The sequence below is a fragment of the Microvirga sp. VF16 genome (assembly GCF_016864375.1).
Lineage (GTDB): Bacteria > Pseudomonadota > Alphaproteobacteria > Rhizobiales > Beijerinckiaceae > Microvirga.
The window spans coordinates 415,915-432,993 of sequence record NZ_CP069357.1; the positions used below are offsets into that span (position 1 = coordinate 415,915).

Below are 17,079 nucleotides of genomic sequence, written 5' to 3' on the forward strand. Positions count from 1 at the left end.
CTACGCCCGCCTTAAACCCTCGCGCCCCCGTGCGCGAGGGGAGGAGGTGTGATGCCACGCTGCGGCGGATCACTGCGGGCCGCCCATGAAATCGTACGTGAACAGGGCGCTGGCCCAGGCGGAACGAGAGGCCGACAGGCTCCTCGCCTACCTTCGGGTCCTTGTGGCGATTGCGATCACCATCGTGTTCTGGGCAACGGGCGCGCTCGACCAGGATCATATGGCAATGCTCGCGATTGCTGGCCTCGGCTCGCTTGCCGCAGTCAGCCTGGCGACCGCTTGGGCTGGTTACTTTCGCCCATGGCTGCCGTGGCTGTTTGCGACCCTCGACGTCGGACTGCTCCTTCATTGCATCCGCGCACTCGCGATGAGTGAGGGTTTCCCGGTTTTCGGCTCGCTCGGCGCACCTGGAGCGTTGCTGATCTTCCTGTTCCTGGCCACGGCCGCGGTCCGCCACCGCCCCTTTCTCGTCCTTTACACCGGCGTCCTGTTCGTCGCGGGTTGGGCGGTACTCTGGGCGACCACCGGGACAACGCACATGGCCGCGGACGTCCATCTTGACTCAGTGACGATCGCGACAGAGATGGCTCGCCTCGCCGTCATCGGCCTGACCGCCACCATCCTCTTCGTCGCGGTCCAGCGGACCCGTCGTGCGCTGACCGCGGCGATCACGGAGGCGCGCCTTCGCACCAATCTCGCGCGCTTCTTCAGTCCGAGGATCGCCGATAAACTCGCGGAATCCGGCCACGATGCCCGCCCGCTCCGTGCTCAGAAAGCCGCAGTGATGTTCGTCGACATCCGCGGGTTCACCACCATGGCGGAGAGCCTTCAGGATAGCGAGCTTGCGGCCTTCCTCAACGAGTATCGCCGCCGGGTCTCGCTGCCTGTGGCCGAGCACGGCGGCGTCATCGATAAGTTCATTGGCGATGGTGTGATGGCGGTATTCGGGGTTCCCGAGCCGGACGAACGGGACGCGCGCAACGCGGTCGACTGCGGCGTGGCGCTGCTGGCGGCTGTGGATCGGTGGAATGAAGAGCGGGCCAATGCCGGTCTTGCTCCGGTCCACATCGGCATTGGCATTCACTATGGCGATGTGAGCGCGGGCATCCTCGGGGAGTCCCACAGCCTGGAGTTCACGGTGATCGGCGACACAGTAAACGCCGCCAATCGGATCGAGGAACTTGCGGGCGGCAGGGGCATGCGCCTTCTGGTATCGGCCGCCGCTCTTGCTGCGGCCGGGCGAACGGGCGATGCTGCTTGGGCACTTCTGCCGGAGCAGGCGCTTCGAGGACGCCGGCAACCGATCCAAGTCATGCGCTGGCGGGAGGGACGGGTCGAGGTGGGCAGCGTCGCGATCGATGTTGTGATCGACGCGCCATCGCCTGTGCAGACCGTGGAAGGTCCCCACCTCCAAGGTGAGGCATTCCTGGAAAACCAATGCACGCGGACGCAGGCCCTCTGACGCATGTCATCCATCCCCTTCGATTCGTCTCGACCAGTTGGTCGAGGCCGGCGCCCACGCGGGCGAGCGCCGGCTGTTCCGGCATCGAGTCTTTCCTCGCCCGTGCCGTGCACCTTCACGTCTCGTGAAGCCATCCTTGGAACCAACAGGAGAACACCCGTGTTCCGATCCTTCAAAATGATGTCTCTTCGCAAACCTTTCGTTATGAGCGCTGTGCTGATCGGGCTGGCGCCGGCTGTAATCGCCGCCGGACAGGCCCAAGCCCAATCGAACATGGGCAACATGCCCGGAATGGGAAATACCAAGGCCCAGGTTGGCCAGAGCGCTCCCTCCGGCATGGGTAACATGCAGGGTATGAGCGGGGGCAAGGCCGAGGCGATGACCGCAACGGCCACCGGCACGGTTGCCTCTGTCACCCAGTCCCAGCGCAAGATCAAGCTGGATCATGAGCCGATCCCAGCGTTCAACTGGCCGGCCATGTCGATGGAGATGGCAGCCGCGCCGTCCATTGACCTGTCAAAGGTGAAGACCGGCAGCAAGGTGCGGTTTACCGTGAAGAAGGGCGCGGACGGCACCTACACCGTCGAGTCACTCAGCCCGGCGCAGTGAGCTGTGGACCGGAGGGGCGCGGACGCCCCTCCGGTCAATTTCAACCCACGGCACGTCCAGGCCAGCATCCTCATAGCATCCGATATCAGAGGACCTGTACTGCAGCGGTCGACCAGAGCGGCCGTCCAGTCATCGGTGCAGGCCTTCTGAGCCGTCTCTTCGTCCTCTCGCGTGCAAACTTGTGCCGGGCCGCTAGCCGAACCCAGAGGAGACGGTACCCTTCGACGTGATGATCGGTTACATAAATATATTGAGTGACGGGCTCTCTTGGACAGACAGCGCAACACCATGCATGTGCTCGAGAAGCAGCTTTCACGCTCCAAGCGATGATGCGAAAACACGCGGTAGCACAGCCTGATGTTCGCCTCTCTGACGCTCTTCGTGATTCCATGCATCATCGTGTGTCACCGAGCATCTTAGCGAGGGACAGCCGACTGAATGAGCGCAGCGATCTAGAGGCTAGAGCAGCGGACCATGAAACTGAGGGATATCAAGCGACTTTGAAGCAATTGCGATATTCCTGAGGCTCGAAGAGAGCACAGAGGTCGCCGATGGCTCGCGAGAGCGCCTCACCGGATCTGACCTCGATTTTGCGCAAGGGCGCCTTGTGCTTTGAGAAGGAATGCTCGATCGAATTCAAGTCGGGCGAATATGCGGACAGGGACAGATGCCCTGCATCTTTCGGCCTCTCACGTCGGACTGCTTTCGCACTCTTGTGGACCTGCAAGTTGTCGAGGATCATCCTGTCTCTCTTCGACAGCGTTGGAGCGACTCAGGCCTCAATGGACGCGTGAAGGGTCGGACAATTGATCGGGCCGTCGATCACCCACGGCGCACTCAAGCCATGGTCGCGCAGGCCAGCGGTCCCATCATGGCCGACGCGATCTTGGTTCGCTTCGTCCCCAATGCTTACCGGATCGAACTCTCGAGCGAGATCCTGCGAAAGCAGCATTCCCCAGTAACGACATCGCCGTCGGCTTGACCACTGCGCCACCCGAATCCGGCATCCCAATGACCTGAGATGAGAAGAGGAAAGTGTCTGGCTTCAGGTTGGACTGTGCGTCCAGCTTCGCCGGACGCCGTACAAGATTCGCACCCGGGATCAGGCTGCTCCGCTAGGATCGAGCCTCACGATGAAGCCGAGCTTATCGGCATTGCTGTAGGAGCATGACTGGCAGATCTTGAATTGCCTTGCGAATCCGCGTCGGCGGGCTCGCGCCGCTTCGTCCGAGCGGTACGCCGTCAGGAAGCCGTGTTCCATCACATTGGGCAGGCGGACCACTTGATCATAGTCGATGCAACACAACCCGAGATCCCCGCTCCAGAAGACGACGGTTTGCGACAGCGGGCTTGTGCAGAGGACGCTCTCGCGGGCGTTCTCGTGGCGCCGCAAGGACTGGTCTTTCGGCAGGAAGTGCGAGTGGGCAACTCGCATTTCGGGGCTAGTGTGTGAGCCGAGGCTAAAAGTCTTGAAGCGGATCCGGTCGAAACCGTGCTGGATCGCCCAGTGCCTGATCTCATCAATCTGCGTCTCGGAATAGGAGGTTAGGAGCGTCTGGAGCACTGTAATCGGGTTCTTGGCCCTAAGCCGCTGTTTCGCGGCACAGAACAGCTCAATGTTAGCCTTCACAGCCGCGAACTGCGAACCGACCCGGTAGGCTTCTTGAGCCTCCTTGGAGAAGCCATCCATGCACAGGGCTATGCGGCCCAAGCCTGCCCGGATCAGGCGCTCCGCCATATCCTCACTCAACTTCGTCGCGTTCGTGCTCACGAAGGTATCATGCCCATGCACGGTTGCATAAGCGATCATGTCGGGAAGGGCCTTGTTCAGTGTTGGCTCGCCCGAGAAGTTAAAATAAATTGTGGGTTTTCTTAGCTCGGTTCTGAAGTCGTCGATGATCCGGCGGAACAGCTCTAGTGGTTAAATTCTAACGCTTGGTACCTAGGATCGGGCCCGCGCTTTGAGTGGAAAGCAGAAAAGCCGTGTCCCAAACTGTTGAGAGATTGTCCCAAGTGGTCAAGCACGGCACTCCAGCCGCGCTAGACTGATGCGATGGAAATGTCGTCTCACAAGGCAGACTTGCCCCGACCACGCCATGGCCAACAACCGCTCACCGACGAGTTGCGGCGCACGCTCCGCGTCGAGCTCATCAAGGATACCTGTTCGGCTGCCACGGCCGCCAGTCTATACGCGGTGTCCCGCCGGACGCTGTACCGGCACCTGAAAGCCGAGGGCCGCACGTTCCGGCAGGTGACCAACGAGGTTCGCTGCGAGATTGCCTGCATGGTGCTCGCCAAGTCGGACTTGTCGCTCAGCCAGATTGCTGAGGTCCTGAATTACGCCGAACACAGCGCCTTTACCCGCGCCTTTCGGCGCTGGACGGGGCAGACCCCGTCAGATTGGCGCAGCAGTCATCGCGGGCTTACAGGGTAGTCAGGACGTCGGCCGCATGCGCGGCTCGCCACATGCTCGGCGCTTGGCCGCACCAGCCCCGGAAGGCGCGGGTGAAGGCGCTCGCCTCGGAATAGCCAAGAGCCGCCGCAACTTGGCTGAGCGACAGCTCGGTGTCCTTGAGCAGGCGACAGGCAACCTCGAACCGGATCTCGCTCGCAAGTGCCTTGTACTTGATGCCGCGGCTCCTCAGGCGGCGATCTAAGGTGCGACGGCTCATCGCCAGAAGATCAGCCATGTCGTCGACCGAACGGCGATGGCTCGTCAACCACGGAGAGAGCAACCGCCGGATGTCGGCCGCCCATTCGTATCCCGGACCATCCTTTGTTTGCTTGACCCGCTCCTCCAGGATCGCCAGCAGCAGAGGGTGAGCCTCAGGCTCTGGATCAGCCGTCGGCGTAGGCGTGGATAGCAGCGAGTGGGTCGTCATGAACGCTCCTGGGACGAGTTTCCCTGGCCGGATGATGGTCTGCCGAGACTGCGGTACTTGCAAGAGAGGGCAATGCACTCAATCAATACCACTTTAGGTCAGCCATGCGGCCTCAAGGCCGTTTCCGTAAACGGCCTTCCGCGAAACTGAACCGAAATTTCGGAAGGTCGCCTCATGGCAAGTAGCTGCTTTTTGCCCAACTTCCGCTTTAGGTTTGAGAAGGGCATCGCGGATCGGGTACCAAGTGTTAGAATTTAACCACTAGGCTCATGAGCCCACGGGGCCTCGTCATGGCGAACGTGACTGGGCAGACCGGGCATCGAAGGTTACATGAATTGGTTACGTCGATGACGAGTTCAGTGGGAAGGCGCTTGAAGACGGCCAAGGGAATACGAGTCGCGCCCCACCGAATGGCGGCGACGGTGAGCCGCTTCGGGTTGAGCTTCCACCGGCTAGGCGCCTGTCTATAAGCAAGGTCAAGGGTCTCTCGTTGTGTCGAAGCACACTCGTTCTCGTTTAACATCTTGCTCTCTCGTTATGGCAGTCGACTTCTTTACGCCAGTGCTGAATTGGCCGCCTGCAGGATTGCATGAGGGGCAACCATCATCGTGGCACCAGAACCAAGGCTTCCCTCGGCAATGAATTCGTACTAGCGAGCGTTTCGGTTACACCCAAGCACAACATAGCTCTGCCGCTGGAGGCGCGACGGGGCTTGGCCTATCCTGGACGTGGCAGCGTGCACCGTGCGGCCTTCTGGAACGGGTGGAGAATGGGCTGCCAAGTGAGGTTGATCGCGCCTCTGCGATCATGGACGACCTCAGATCTCATCGGCCACTCATGCACTGTTGTTGCCGAGATCTGACCCGTTGGGCAGCGAATGCGCGCCATTAGGCCAAGTCCTCGTGGAGCAGCGCTTTGTTTATCCCGATGGCCGCTTCCACGCCTTCGGCAGCGGCGACGATGGCCTGCAGGACGTCGCGCGACGCATCGCCAGCGACATACAAGCCCGGCACATGGGTCACCCGCTGGTCATTGTCTACTGTGCAGCCTTTGGGGTCGTACATGTCGCACCCGAGACGTGCGGCGAGGTCGGTGGACTGGCTTCTGCCTGTGTTGAAAAAGATTGCAGCGCGGCTCAGGCGGGGGCCGGACTGGAACACAATCTCGAACGAGGCCTTGTAGGGAACGTTGCTACCGACCTCCAAGCGCACGATCGGTTCCTCTCGCACTGCGATGCCATGCCAATCAAGGCGCCGGCGATAGTCGGCGCTGAGACCCGAGGGGCCGTCACTGCACAAGACGATATCGCGGCTCCACAGCGTCATTTCGAGCGCCAGCCCGCCGCCCTTGTCGTCACCCCGGCCGTAGATCGCGAGCGGCTGGTCGCGCATCTCCCAGCCATCGCAGTAGGGACAGTGAAAGACCCCGACGCCATAGAGCTCGCGAAAGCCGGGCTGTTCCGGTAGCGCGTCAACCACGCCCGCTGCCAGCGGCAGCTTGCGGGCGCTAAAGCTGCGGCCATCGCATGTGCGCACCGAAAAGCCAGTGTCGGTGCGCGCGGCATCGATGACACGCGCGTGGTCGACAACGACTGATTCGTACGGCGCGAGCTGCTCTCTCGCAAGAGCAAGTAACTGTGCCGGCGCGATGCCGTCGCGGCTGAGAAATCCGTGCAAGGCATGCGACACGAGGTTGCGGGGCTTTCCGTCATCGAAGAGCAGGACCTTCCTGCGGCACCGCCCCAGCACGAGGGCGGCGTTCAGCCCCGCAGGGCCTCCGCCCACCACGATTGCGTCCCATAACTCCACCGGCCTCTTTGATTCTCTCACCAGACTTCTCCTTCACGGCCGCGCGCGGCGACGCAAAGATCTCAGAGTCACGCTGCAATGATGAGCACGACCGCTCACCCCTGACACCGAATGTTTCAGCACTGCCAGCTGGGCCTCGATCGGAGATGTCACAATCAATCGGTATAGGACTGCCAACGATCTGTTCCGTCGATTTTTGCATCGCCCGAATGTCTGATTTCCAGCGGTGAGCAAATATCTTCTTGACCAGTATAGGGCAGTCTTTTCCGTTAAGGTGGCATCTCCGGGACGAGTTGTTTTGGCGGCGACCGGCACATGGTTATCTCCTCATTGTCCTTTACCGAAGCGCAGGCGTGCCATTCCGGAGCGCCGCAATCGGCTGGTCCTGTGAGGCCAAGCAGAGGGCATGTTTGATTCCCTCACGTGGTCGGTGGCGCTGCCTGGATCCTTGGTTCGGCTTCGGTCGCTGAATCGAAAGCGTTTATAAGTTCGCGGAAGTTGTCGGTCCGGTTACAGCGGCACAGCCTCTGATGGTGACATGGTCAGGCAATATGCCTCGTCTCAGTCGCCCGATATCTCCGTTGATCTAAGGCATTTTTCGGCGAAGTGGATCCGGTTTGCCGTCAAAATTGCGGCAAACCAGGAAGAGAGCTGATTCCATCCAAGTGAAATCGGCTTTAAGGATTGCGAGAAGGTTGGCGGTGAGTCGAGCGCGACGCCCTGGCATTTCCGAACCATGTTGAGCGGAGAGGTCACCCGATCCGCCCCAGGACCGGAAATTGCTCAAGCAGCCAGAACGAGAACGCGGACATGTGCCCGGTGATCATCGCGGCTCCCATGAGAGCCATTGTCGCGCCGGCGCCGATCTGGAGGATACGGCCTGTCCGCCGCATCGCCTTCAATCGCTTTGTCATACGATCCATGAACACGGCCGTGAGCAGGAACGGCAGTCCAAGACCAAGGGAGTAGATGCTGAGCAGCGCGATCCCACTTGTGGCTGTCGCGGACAGTGCACTCACCGTCAGGATGGCTCCCAAGACAGGTCCGATGCATGGGGTCCAGCCAAATCCGAAGGCGAGGCCCAGAAGATACGCTCCGAACGGGCGGCCGCCGCTGTGGCCTCCGTGAAATCTGAATTCTCTTTCCATGAGCGGAATTCGCAGCAAGCCCGTCATGAACACGCCGAACAGGACAATGATGACACCCCCAACAATGTTGGCCTCGTACCGGTATGCCAGCAGGAGACGGCTGATCGCCGTCGCACTGGCGCCCAGCGCGATAAATATCGTTGAGAAGCCAAGAACGAAGCACGCGCTAAGCAGGACGGTGGAGAGGCGGGTACTCAGGGACGGCCTGACATCGGCGACGGTGTTCCCGGCCACATACGAGATGTACCCTGGAACGAGCGGCAAAACGCAGGGGGAAAGAAAGGACATGACGCCGGCGAAGAGTGCCGTCAGGATTCCAATATTCGAGATTTCAAGCATCATTCGGCTCCGTTCGGCGGTTGTCTCGCGTCATGGATCAACTTCCGCAGCGCCGGCAGATCCATCAGTCCGGGGGCGACCCAGTCTCCAATGATCCAGCTTGGTGTTCCTGTAATCCGCAACTCGCCCGCCAGCGTGAGACTACGCTTGCCCATCTGCGCAATCTTTGGGTCATCCATGTCCTGCTTAAGACGATCGAGATCAAGGCCGACATCTTGCGCGACCTGAAACGTGGTACTCTCCGCGGCGGCGCTTGAGTGAGCCATCATAGCCTTGTGAAAGAGACCATACTTCCCTTGCTTGTGAGAGACCAACGCCGCACGAGCCGCAAACGCCGACCGGGGTCCTAGGATTGGAAACTCCTTGTACACGGCCCGTAACCTTCCATCGGCGTCCTGCGCCTGCTCAAGCGCGGACGCCGCCCTTCGGCAGTAGAGGCAGTTGTAGTCAAACAACTCGACCACGCTGACATTCCCGTTCGGATTGCCTCCGACAGGGGAGGTCGGATCATTGAAAATTTCGTCGCGGTGTTTGGCGATTGCTGTTATCAGCTCATCGCCTTCCTTAGCTTTCTGGTGCTCCTCAAGGCGTTCGACGGCTTCTAGGATCACCTCGGGACTGCGAAGGAGATGCTCGCGGGCCTGCGCCTCGAAGTTATGCTGAACCCGCAAATTCGCGTCGAAGACGCCGGACGCGATAAGCACCACCATCCCGGAGAGGAGCATGGCGATGACGGAAAGAGCCACGGAGGTGGCGGTCCAAAGTTTCACCTTAAGCATAGCAAATGCTGGGATGATGTATGTACACGTAGAATTCAGGAGCCATGTCGGCTCGGTTGTCCTCCGCAATCATTGCGGATTACCCGCATTTCTATCCGCTTGTGCGGCCGCTGTGGTGGTGTTCGCCAAGTACTTCTTTAGCGCATCCGGCCCTTTGTTGAAGAACGTATAAGAGAGCGTTATCGATGAAATACCGCGCTGCTCATGATCTTCCGCGATGGCAGGGTCGACGAAAAACGAGACGGGGAATTCCTTCTCCTCGCCCGGCATGAGCAACTGCTCGGTGAAGCAGAAGCACGCGACCTTGGTGAAGTACGGGCCTGCCTGAAATGGCACTACATTGTGGGTGGCAGTGCCGAGCACCGGGCGATTGGTGATGTTCCGGGCCTTGTAGGCGACCAGAGCTGTCTCGCCCAAGAAGACTTCGACCGGCGCCGGAGCCTCGAAGATCCATCCCATGCCGGCAGCAACGTTGGCATCGAATCGCACCGTAAATTTCCGCTCGGATCGGGCTGCCGCGGCAGCGGCCACCTGCGTGGTGCCACCGTATCCTGTTACCTTGCAGAAGAGATCATAGAGCGGGACCGCCGCGAAGCTGACGCCGACCATGCTGGCCGCCACCGCCGCAAGCCACGCCGCCGTCACCCCTTTGCGACGCGATGAGGACCTGTGGTCGACAGAGCCTCGAGCCGTGTCTGACATTCTTGCTCCTGGTGTTCCGATCCGGGCATGGCTGGATGATGACGGATTAGGCTGGTGCAACGAAAAGATGCCTCCGGGCAAGACTCATGGTGCGTGCAAAGCTATGGCCCTTGATCACATTGCGCCGACGCGGTGCGATGCATCGCCGACACCGCCCCGTCGGCAATGGAGCCGGGGACGGAAGAGGCAGCAAACATGGGAGATCGTCAGAACCGCGAGCGGAGGCGTTCCCAGAGCGATCGTTTATCGTGCTTGTCATGATCGTTCACGAGAGCGTTGATGTATGTCACGAGGTTCGTCCGCTCGAACCGCAGGCCGTGGAAATTCGCGCGCCAGCGCCCCTCCCGGTCGATCACGTGCGTGACGACTCCGTGCATCTGCATCCCGTCGTCTGTCTTGGTGAACTTGTGCCCAAACTGCTCTGCGAGCTTGCGCGTCGCGTCCTCGGCCATTCCCGGGGTCGTCGTTAAGAAAGCCCAGTTGTCCAGCTTCAGGCCCCGGGACTCGCCATAGGCCCGGAGAATGTCGGGGGTGTCCCGCTCTGGGTCGGTGGTGATGCTGAGGAACTGCACCTGGTTGCGCATCGGCGTCGAATTGATCATCTCCTGGATTTGGGCGATCAGCTCGGCGTGGAGCGGGCATACATCCGTGCAGCCGACGTAAATAAAGTGGAGAACAACCACCTTTCCGCGGAGATCAGACAAGCGATAGGCTTTTCCATTCGCATCCTGGAGGGCAAAGTCCGGTGCAGGACGATCCTTCACCTCGAAATACAGTTCTTTCTTGTGAAGTTCGTTCTGCAGGCTGTCGAGCGAGTGGGCGAGAGTGGGGACGGGTGTCACGGCTATCAGAGCGAGGGAGGCCGAGATGACGAGTAGCGATGGCAGTCTCATGACGTACATTCTTCTTGTTTCGCAGGTTCTACGGTGCAGGGTTGCAGGTGGTCCGCACTGGGTCGTTCCGGTCTAGCCAACCGGTTGGGAGATCAATGATGGTGTCTTGTCGAGACCACGGAGCCGACGAGAAGGTCCTGAGGTTGGTCGCGATCCTTGCCGAGGCTCTGGCCCGCAGCGCCCTCAATGATGTCAGTCCGGGTGGATGAGCCTTCCCCCACACCAGACGCCACGCTGGTGTCCGCCTTCTTGCACGTATGGCTTACGCAAAGCCCTAAGGCGCACATGATCGCGCAAGGCGCGAAGCTGACGAGCAGTGGCGCAACACCAACGGCCACCAGCCATGGCCAACCAAGCCAAAGCGCTGGGACAGCCAACGTGATGGCAGCTGCAACACGAGCGCGGGGACCGCGCAACTGGTGACGCAGATAGAGGCCGACGTCCCGGCTCACGGACGACCTGTGTGTCGACGTATTCATTCGCTCTTTCTTTGTTGGTTGGAGAGCCCGACTGGGCCAGCAATCCCAGTCGCAAAGCCCTCCCTTGACGCTTGTATGCTCGTCATCGGGCCTCCGTGTTCTGACCAGCATTCTTCAGATCCTAGCATTCGATACAGGCTCGAGGTAGCGCCGGATTTGAGCGATTGTTGCAGGACTGTCCCATGCCGCCGGCCCGGCCAGCCGCCCGATCTCACGCCCTTCACGGTCGATCAGGAGGGTCGTCGGCACCCCGACGATCGCAAGCGCCCGCATCGCGGCACCGGGCTGGTCGAGATAGGTGCGGAGATTCTTGACTCCAATCTTGGAGAAGAAATCTTCGACGGCTGGTCGCCCCTTGCGGTCGATGGACAAGGCAACGACCTCAAAGTCAGGACCGCCCAGGGCCGCCTGGAGCCGATCGAGGGTCGGCATCTCTTCTCGGCAGGGCACGCACCAGGTTGCCCAGACATTCAGCAGGACCACCTTGCCCCTGAAGGCGCCCAGATCAAGCTGTTTTCCCTCAGCGTCCACGAAGGTTAGTGCCGGGATTGACTTCGGTCCGCTAAGGGGAATGGGGTCGGCACTGGAGATGGCTGCAGCTGGCTCCGGCCGCGCCTGTCGGAGAAGGATTATGGCCGTCCCGCTTGTCGCCACCAGGAGCGCCACGGCCGCCGTGACGACCGCCAGCGCCCGCCGATTTGACGAGGCACGGCCAGGGTGGTGATCCGCCGGATCCAGGCGGGTCGAGCCAAGCTGGTTCATGTGAAAGAGTCTCTAACCTTATGGTCTCCTGGCTAAATTTCGGACAAAAAGGCAGACTGGTTACATCTTCACGTTAATGTGATCAGGGAGCCCGGCGGAGACTGGTGTGGGGTTGGCATCAATACGTCAAAGCTTATCGTGAACTCCGATGCCTAAATCGTACTGTGCTTAGGTAGCGGGCAGCCGCGCAGACGACGGCCATTGCTGGTGCAACGGGACTGTTTGTATCCAAGGGCCCTGGTGGCTGCTATCACCTACGGGGGCGTCGCCACCTCCTGTTTGCATCTTCGTTGGGCCACGCGGACTGAGGCTGCCCCGGCGAACTGCCGGGCACTCTTGGCGTTCGGCCAGTCGCAGCTGAGGCGAGAGCCAGCGCCGTCCAACACGTTCGCTGCTGTCCATCGCCATCGCCCCAGAATTTTACACGTGCCGTGTAACCGGTTTGCGCATCCTATCGAACTACCCGAAAGGGCATGGTCGGTGCTCCAGGAAGGAGAGGCAGAAATTGCATTTTGATCGCAGGTCTTGCCGTGCTCGCGTGTTGGACGCTCAAGCCCCAACTTGACGCCAGCGTCCATGGAACCAAGTCCTCGATTCAATCATGCTTTGGACTCGGTCCCTCCTCAGTTCGAACCTTCTCAGCCACTAGGAGTTCTTTCTCCGCCAGAGCGAAAATGAGGTTCCCGCTCATGACGCCCCAGCCCCTGATGGCTGCAGAAGCAAAGGCCACTGAAGACAAGCCGGTCGTGCTGATCACGGGGGCCAGCGGCTTTATCGGCAGCGCCGTCATCAAGCGCTTGTCCGACCGCTCTACGCTTGTCGGTCTTGATCGCGCCGGTCCCCCTGACCCGCCGGCACCAGCTCACGCTGTCGATCTTGACTTGAGCTCCGGCGAAAAGCTGGCTGCTGCGCTTGACGAGGTGCGGCGCCGCTTTGGCAGAAGCATCGCCTCGGTCGTGCATCTGGCCGCCTACTATGACATCTCGGGCGAGGCCAACCCGCTCTACGACAAGATCACTGTCGAGGGTACACGAAGGCTGATCGACGGGCTCCAGGCATTCGAGGTCGAGCAGTTCGTCTTCGCCAGCACGATGTTGGTGCACAAGCCGACCGATCGGCCGGACGAGACCATCAACGAAGACTCACCCATCGAACCGACCTGGGCCTATCCGGAGTCGAAGGTGCGCACGGAAGCCCTGCTGCGCGAGCGGCGCGGCCGCATCCCGGTCGTGATGCTGCGCATTGCCGGCGTCTACGACGACCTCGGCCACTCGCCGTTCATTGCCGAGCAGGTGGCGCGGATCTACGAGCACCGGCTCGTTGCCCACTTCTACCCCGGCATGCTCTGTGCGGGGCAATCGTTTGTTCACCTCGACGACCTCACCGATGCGATCGCCCGCCTCATTGATCGCCGTCGTGAGCTGCCCTCCGAGCTGCCGCTGCTTGTCGGCGAACCGGAGGTCCTCGGCTACGCCGAGGTACAAAATATCACCGGTGAAGCCATGCATGGCGAGGACTGGACCACAATCCGCGTCCCAAAAGCTCTCGCCATGGCGGGCGCGTGGGTTCAGAATGAGGTGCTTGGTGCCGACGACTTCATCAAGCCCTGGATGGTCGAGCAGTCGAACGACCACTATGTGCTCGATATCACGCGGGCCCGCCGCCTGCTCGGCTGGGAGCCGACGCACTCGTTGCGGGAGACACTCCCGAAGATCGTTGCGGCGTTTAAGCGCAATCCCACCGGATGGTACAAGGCCAACAGACTTAACTCGGCGCTCGTCGCCTGGTACGGCCAGCGGCCAGCGCCGGGAGGGGTGAAGCTGGGTGAGAAGGATCACGGCTCAGGTCCGCCGCCGGATCGCACACCGCACGAGCACGCCGCCATGGGGCACGCGCCGATGGCAAAAGGCGATCACGCCGGCCACGGCGGAATGACGGCTTCCGGCGGCCACGATCATATGGTCATGATGGAAGAGGACGCCCGCCGCACCCGCTGGGCCCACTTCGCCAATATCAGCTTGGGCTTGTGGCTGGCCGCCAGTCCTCTCGTGTATGACGCCATGACGAGCGAGACGGTGAGCGCCACCGTGCGGGCGGTCACGGCCGAGCGCGGACTGCCGTCGGTCGAGTGGCGCGCGGGCATCCTGATGGCCAGCGACGTTGTCAGCGGCCTGCTGATCGCCCTGTTCGGCTTTCTCTCGCTGTCTAAGCGCACGGCCTGGTTCGCGCAGTGGGCGAACACGTTTGTCGGGATCTGGCTCCTGTTTGCACCGCTCCTGTTGTGGAGCCCGAGCGCCGCCCAGTACCAGAACGACCTTCTCGTCGGCGCGCTGGTGATCGCGTTCTCGGTGCTCGTCCCGATGATGCCGGGCATGAGCATGGAAGGCATGATGGATCCAAAGGTCGTGCCACCGGGATGGACCTACTGCCCCTCGACCGCGGCGCAACGGCTGCCGATCGCCGCGATGGGACTCATCGGCCTGCTCATCGCGCGCATGCTCACCGCCTACCAGCTCGGACATGTGGACTATGCCTGGGAGCCGTTCTTCGCAGGCAGCCCCGCCGACCCAAGGAATGGTACCGAGGAGATCATTACGTCATCCGTCTCAAAGGCCTGGCCGATTCCCGATGCGGGACTCGGTGCCGTGAGCTACATGCTTGAAATTCTCATGGCGGTCATGGGCACCCGCGACCGCTGGCGCACGATGCCCTGGATGGTGACCTTCTTCGGGATCCTCGTGATCCCGCTCGGGGTGGTCAGCATCTACTTCATCATCATTCAGCCACTCATCATTGGCACCTGGAGTACGCCGGCGCTCATCGCCGCGCTCGCCATGTTGATCATGATTCCGTTTGCCGTCGATGAGGTAATCGCGATGGGGCAGTTTCTCTACTGGTCGCACTGTCGCGGAAAGCCGCTCATCCGCACCTTTTTCAAAGGCGGCGCCGTTGACCGCGGCCAGGAGGACACGTCGGACGCCCTCGCGAGCCCGGCTGCGTTCTGGACCGACACGTTGCGCGGGATCACCCTGCCGTGGACACTCGGCGCCTCGATCGCGATCGGCGCATTTCTGATGCTGACCCGGCTCATCTTCGGCACGTCGGGTGCAATGGCGAACAGCGATCATGTGGTTGGCGCACTCACCATCACCGTTGCCATCATTGCGACTGCCGAGGTCGCGCGCCCGTTCCGCTTGATCAACTTTTTGTTCGGCGCCTGGCTTGTTGTGGCACCCTGGATTCTCGAAGGAGCTTCGACGCTGGCGTCCTTGGCGAGCGTCGCGATTGGGTTGGCCCTCATTGGCCTAAGCCTCCCGCGTGGCAGGCGAAGCCGCGAACACTACGCTGGTTGGGATCGCTATGTTATTTGAACGAACTTGCCGAGCAGCCGACACACGAAGCCTCCGGGAGAACGCGATGCGACGCGGTAGCCATCGTGATCGAGTCCACCTGCGGCATCAGCAGGGATGCTGTCGAGCGGTTCGGATCCGACGGTGCCAAGATTGCACTCATCGACTGCAGCCCCGAGGGAGCAAGTGGCAGTTCGGAGAGTTGGCGATACCCTGTTGGCTAAACCGGACGCGTCACGGCCCACGATGTTCGGGATGGCGTGAACGCCACAATCGAGCGCCGGGGTCAGATCGTCATCCTCATCAACAGCGCCGCCATGATGGCCCTCAGGCGGATCGCCAACTCCGGCACTATAGACGGGACATGGCGCGAGGGAACATTCCGAAGCCGCGAATTTGTCAGGCAGACCGATGAGTGACTGGAGGGCCTGTAGATCGGGTTCGACCCGGTTGATACCTAGCAAGTTATATCCATCCCCAAGAGCGAAGATTCCAGGAGTGCGTTTAGCTGGGACGCGACGACAGACGGGGGCATGCGGTCCACAACAAGGAAAGGACAGAACATGCAGGCTCAAGAGATCATGACGGCGAATCCGGCGTGCTGTGCATCGGAAACTCCTATGAAGGATGCGGCCAAGCTTATGGCCGACAAAGATTGTGGTGAACTTCCGGTGGTTGACGAGCAAGGACGTCCGATCGGGGTCGTGACCGACCGAGACATTTGCTGTCGAGGGCTCGCTGAAGGCAAGTCCCCCGAAACCCCAGTGCGCGAGGTGATGTCGAGTCCTGTCGTAACCGTCACACCGGGTACGAGCCTTGAGGACTGTTGCAAGACACTCGAGGAAAACCAGATCCGCCGCGTCCCGGTGGTGGACGAGAATGGCTCATGCTGCGGGATGGTCTCGCAGGCCGACATCGCCCAGCACGCGCCAGAGAACGAGACTGCCAGGGTCGTTCGTGACGTTTCGCGTCCCACAGCGGAGGCCTCGCGCGTGGGGTGCTGCTAATGCCGAAAGGTGATGCACGCAGCCCTGTTAGCCCCGTCAGTACACCTGTCGTAGCGGTGATCTAACACGCGGTTTAAATGGTCACATCACCGATGACGACACCGCATACGATGGGGCTGGTGGTCCAACCGGCCTAGCGTGGATCGGCTGCAGGAGGACTTTAGCAATGGTGACCCAAATCTCGAAAGTTCTGTTCAGCCTGCTTGTCGCAGTGGCCGTGTTGTCGGGCAACCCGCTGACGTCTGAGGCGATGGCGGACGAACCGGCAGATGAGGTCCTTGCGAGCCGCTTCGCGTACCTCAGTGCGAACGGCAACAGCAACTGCTCCCGCGAGTTCGAAGCCTCGATCGCCACGATGTCATCCATGCAGATGCTTCAGGGCTCCTGCTGCAGCCCCATGGACAAGCATCGCTACATCGAACAAGTCCGAGGTCTCAAAGCGTACTGGGGGATATCCGCAATCCCGACAGATCCCTATGATATCCCGGCCGGTCTCGCCTCGAAATTGATGACATACTACCCGCTTGAACTCACAGGTACGGAGCAGGAGGCATATGCCTATGCAATGGCGAACTCGGACGAGCGCGGGCCATGCTGCTGCCAATGTTGGCGCTGGAAGGTTTATGGCGGGCTCGCGAAGTACCTGATCCGCGAGCACGATTTCACTGGCCCGCAGGTCGCCGCAATCTGGGACCTGTCCGATGGGTGCGGCGGCGGCGCAGACCATCACCACTAGCGCTGTTCCGCCCAACCTCCGCGGTGGCAGCCGAACCGGCATGGGCAGTGACCACGATGCTGGACGATCGCAGATGCCAGAAAGGCCAGATTCACTGCTCTCGAGCGAGAAAGGCTGTGCGGT

The 17,079-nt window shown here is 61.0% G+C and carries 17 protein-coding genes; 7 read left to right on the top strand and 10 right to left on the bottom strand.

Translation table 11 applies throughout. The features are described from left to right. The first annotated feature begins 85 nt into the window (after positions 1–85). On the top strand, positions 86–1,462 hold the full coding sequence (locus JO965_RS41085) for an adenylate/guanylate cyclase domain-containing protein (protein WP_203446809.1): 1,377 nt from the start codon (positions 86–88) through the stop codon (positions 1,460–1,462). A 159-nt stretch (positions 1,463–1,621) separates the two neighbouring features. Beyond that, entirely contained in the window at positions 1,622–2,071 is a 450-nt protein-coding gene (locus tag JO965_RS41090; protein WP_246777217.1) for a copper-binding protein, read from the top strand. 490 nt (positions 2,072–2,561) lie between these two features. On the opposite strand, the gene JO965_RS41095 is transcribed toward JO965_RS41090, so the two are convergent. Together JO965_RS41095 and JO965_RS41100 are read right to left on the bottom strand one after the other, a co-directional pair. Beyond that, entirely contained in the window at positions 2,562–2,813 is a 252-nt protein-coding gene (locus tag JO965_RS41095; protein WP_203446810.1) for a transposase, read from the bottom strand. 360 nt (positions 2,814–3,173) lie between these two features. Beyond that, positions 3,174–3,983, bottom strand: a complete 810-nt coding sequence (locus JO965_RS41100; protein ID WP_203447461.1) for a radical SAM protein — start codon at positions 3,981–3,983, stop codon at positions 3,174–3,176. A 147-nt stretch (positions 3,984–4,130) separates the two neighbouring features. Between JO965_RS41100 and JO965_RS41105 the strand changes: the two genes are divergently transcribed. Beyond that, a complete protein-coding gene (locus tag JO965_RS41105; protein WP_203446811.1) occupies positions 4,131–4,505 on the top strand; it encodes an AraC family transcriptional regulator in 375 nt (124 codons plus the stop codon). On the opposite strand, the gene JO965_RS41110 is transcribed toward JO965_RS41105, so the two are convergent. The 8 genes from JO965_RS41110 to JO965_RS41145 form a co-directional block, all read right to left on the bottom strand. Then, positions 4,495–4,953 carry an AraC family transcriptional regulator gene (locus JO965_RS41110; protein WP_203446812.1) on the bottom strand — a complete coding sequence of 153 codons (459 nt, stop codon included), beginning with the start codon at positions 4,951–4,953 and terminating at the stop codon, positions 4,495–4,497. The genes JO965_RS41105 and JO965_RS41110 overlap by 11 nt on opposite strands. An 887-nt stretch (positions 4,954–5,840) precedes the next feature. After that, the gene (locus JO965_RS41115) at positions 5,841–6,782 is read right to left on the bottom strand and encodes an NAD(P)/FAD-dependent oxidoreductase (protein WP_203446813.1); all 942 of its coding nucleotides are present in this window, start codon (positions 6,780–6,782) and stop codon (positions 5,841–5,843) included. Between the two features lie 731 nt (positions 6,783–7,513). After that, on the bottom strand, positions 7,514–8,248 hold the full coding sequence (locus JO965_RS41120; protein ID WP_203447462.1) for a cytochrome c biogenesis CcdA family protein: 735 nt from the start codon (positions 8,246–8,248) through the stop codon (positions 7,514–7,516). Continuing rightward, a complete protein-coding gene (locus JO965_RS41125; protein ID WP_203446814.1) occupies positions 8,248–8,994 on the bottom strand; it encodes a DsbA family protein in 747 nt (248 codons plus the stop codon). The genes JO965_RS41120 and JO965_RS41125 overlap by 1 nt, the downstream gene beginning before the upstream one ends. Positions 8,995–9,096: 102 nt before the next feature. Further along, positions 9,097–9,729: a cytochrome c oxidase assembly protein gene (locus tag JO965_RS41130; protein WP_203446815.1), complete on the bottom strand. Its 633-nt coding sequence runs from the start codon at positions 9,727–9,729 to the stop codon at positions 9,097–9,099. A 206-nt stretch (positions 9,730–9,935) separates the two neighbouring features. Then, positions 9,936–10,622: an SCO family protein gene (locus JO965_RS41135; RefSeq protein WP_203446816.1), complete on the bottom strand. Its 687-nt coding sequence runs from the start codon at positions 10,620–10,622 to the stop codon at positions 9,936–9,938. A 92-nt stretch (positions 10,623–10,714) separates the two neighbouring features. Continuing rightward, positions 10,715–11,101, bottom strand: a complete 387-nt coding sequence (locus JO965_RS41140) for a hypothetical protein (RefSeq protein ID WP_203446817.1) — start codon at positions 11,099–11,101, stop codon at positions 10,715–10,717. A gap of 114 nt (positions 11,102–11,215) precedes the next feature. Continuing rightward, on the bottom strand, positions 11,216–11,863 hold the full coding sequence (locus JO965_RS41145; RefSeq protein ID WP_203446818.1) for a TlpA disulfide reductase family protein: 648 nt from the start codon (positions 11,861–11,863) through the stop codon (positions 11,216–11,218). 689 nt (positions 11,864–12,552) lie between these two features. Between JO965_RS41145 and JO965_RS41150 the strand changes: the two genes are divergently transcribed. The 4 genes from JO965_RS41150 to JO965_RS41165 all read left to right on the top strand — a co-directional run bounded on the left by JO965_RS41150 (position 12,553) and on the right by JO965_RS41165 (position 16,956). Next, positions 12,553–15,234, top strand: coding sequence for an NAD-dependent epimerase/dehydratase family protein (locus JO965_RS41150; protein ID WP_246777219.1), 2,682 nt, complete (start codon positions 12,553–12,555; stop codon positions 15,232–15,234). Positions 15,235–15,473: 239 nt separating this feature from the next. After that, positions 15,474–15,632, top strand: a complete 159-nt coding sequence (locus JO965_RS41155; RefSeq protein WP_203446819.1) for a hypothetical protein — start codon at positions 15,474–15,476, stop codon at positions 15,630–15,632. A gap of 162 nt (positions 15,633–15,794) precedes the next feature. Continuing rightward, positions 15,795–16,220 carry a CBS domain-containing protein gene (locus JO965_RS41160; RefSeq protein ID WP_371827029.1) on the top strand — a complete coding sequence of 142 codons (426 nt, stop codon included), beginning with the start codon at positions 15,795–15,797 and terminating at the stop codon, positions 16,218–16,220. Positions 16,221–16,386: 166 nt separating this feature from the next. After that, on the top strand, positions 16,387–16,956 hold the full coding sequence (locus JO965_RS41165) for a hypothetical protein (protein ID WP_203446821.1): 570 nt from the start codon (positions 16,387–16,389) through the stop codon (positions 16,954–16,956). Positions 16,957–17,079: the final 123 nt, after the last annotated feature.

What these genes read in the sequence shown, in the direction of transcription:
- JO965_RS41085 (WP_203446809.1), top strand. Translation starts at nt 86, where the DNA reads ATGAAATCGTACGTGAACAGGGCGCTGGCCCAGGCGGAACGAGAGGCC.
- JO965_RS41095 (WP_203446810.1), bottom strand. Translation starts at nt 2,813, where the DNA reads ATGATCCTCGACAACTTGCAGGTCCACAAGAGTGCGAAAGCAGTCCGA.
- JO965_RS41105 (WP_203446811.1), top strand. Translation starts at nt 4,131, where the DNA reads ATGTCGTCTCACAAGGCAGACTTGCCCCGACCACGCCATGGCCAACAA.
- JO965_RS41110 (WP_203446812.1), bottom strand. Translation starts at nt 4,953, where the DNA reads ATGACGACCCACTCGCTGCTATCCACGCCTACGCCGACGGCTGATCCA.
- JO965_RS41120 (WP_203447462.1), bottom strand. Translation starts at nt 8,248, where the DNA reads ATGCTTGAAATCTCGAATATTGGAATCCTGACGGCACTCTTCGCCGGC.
- JO965_RS41130 (WP_203446815.1), bottom strand. Translation starts at nt 9,729, where the DNA reads ATGTCAGACACGGCTCGAGGCTCTGTCGACCACAGGTCCTCATCGCGT.
- JO965_RS41135 (WP_203446816.1), bottom strand. Translation starts at nt 10,622, where the DNA reads ATGAGACTGCCATCGCTACTCGTCATCTCGGCCTCCCTCGCTCTGATA.
- JO965_RS41140 (WP_203446817.1), bottom strand. Translation starts at nt 11,101, where the DNA reads ATGAATACGTCGACACACAGGTCGTCCGTGAGCCGGGACGTCGGCCTC.
- JO965_RS41145 (WP_203446818.1), bottom strand. Translation starts at nt 11,863, where the DNA reads ATGAACCAGCTTGGCTCGACCCGCCTGGATCCGGCGGATCACCACCCT.
- JO965_RS41150 (WP_246777219.1), top strand. Translation starts at nt 12,553, where the DNA reads ATGACGCCCCAGCCCCTGATGGCTGCAGAAGCAAAGGCCACTGAAGAC.
- JO965_RS41160 (WP_371827029.1), top strand. Translation starts at nt 15,795, where the DNA reads ATGACGGCGAATCCGGCGTGCTGTGCATCGGAAACTCCTATGAAGGAT.
- JO965_RS41165 (WP_203446821.1), top strand. Translation starts at nt 16,387, where the DNA reads ATGGTGACCCAAATCTCGAAAGTTCTGTTCAGCCTGCTTGTCGCAGTG.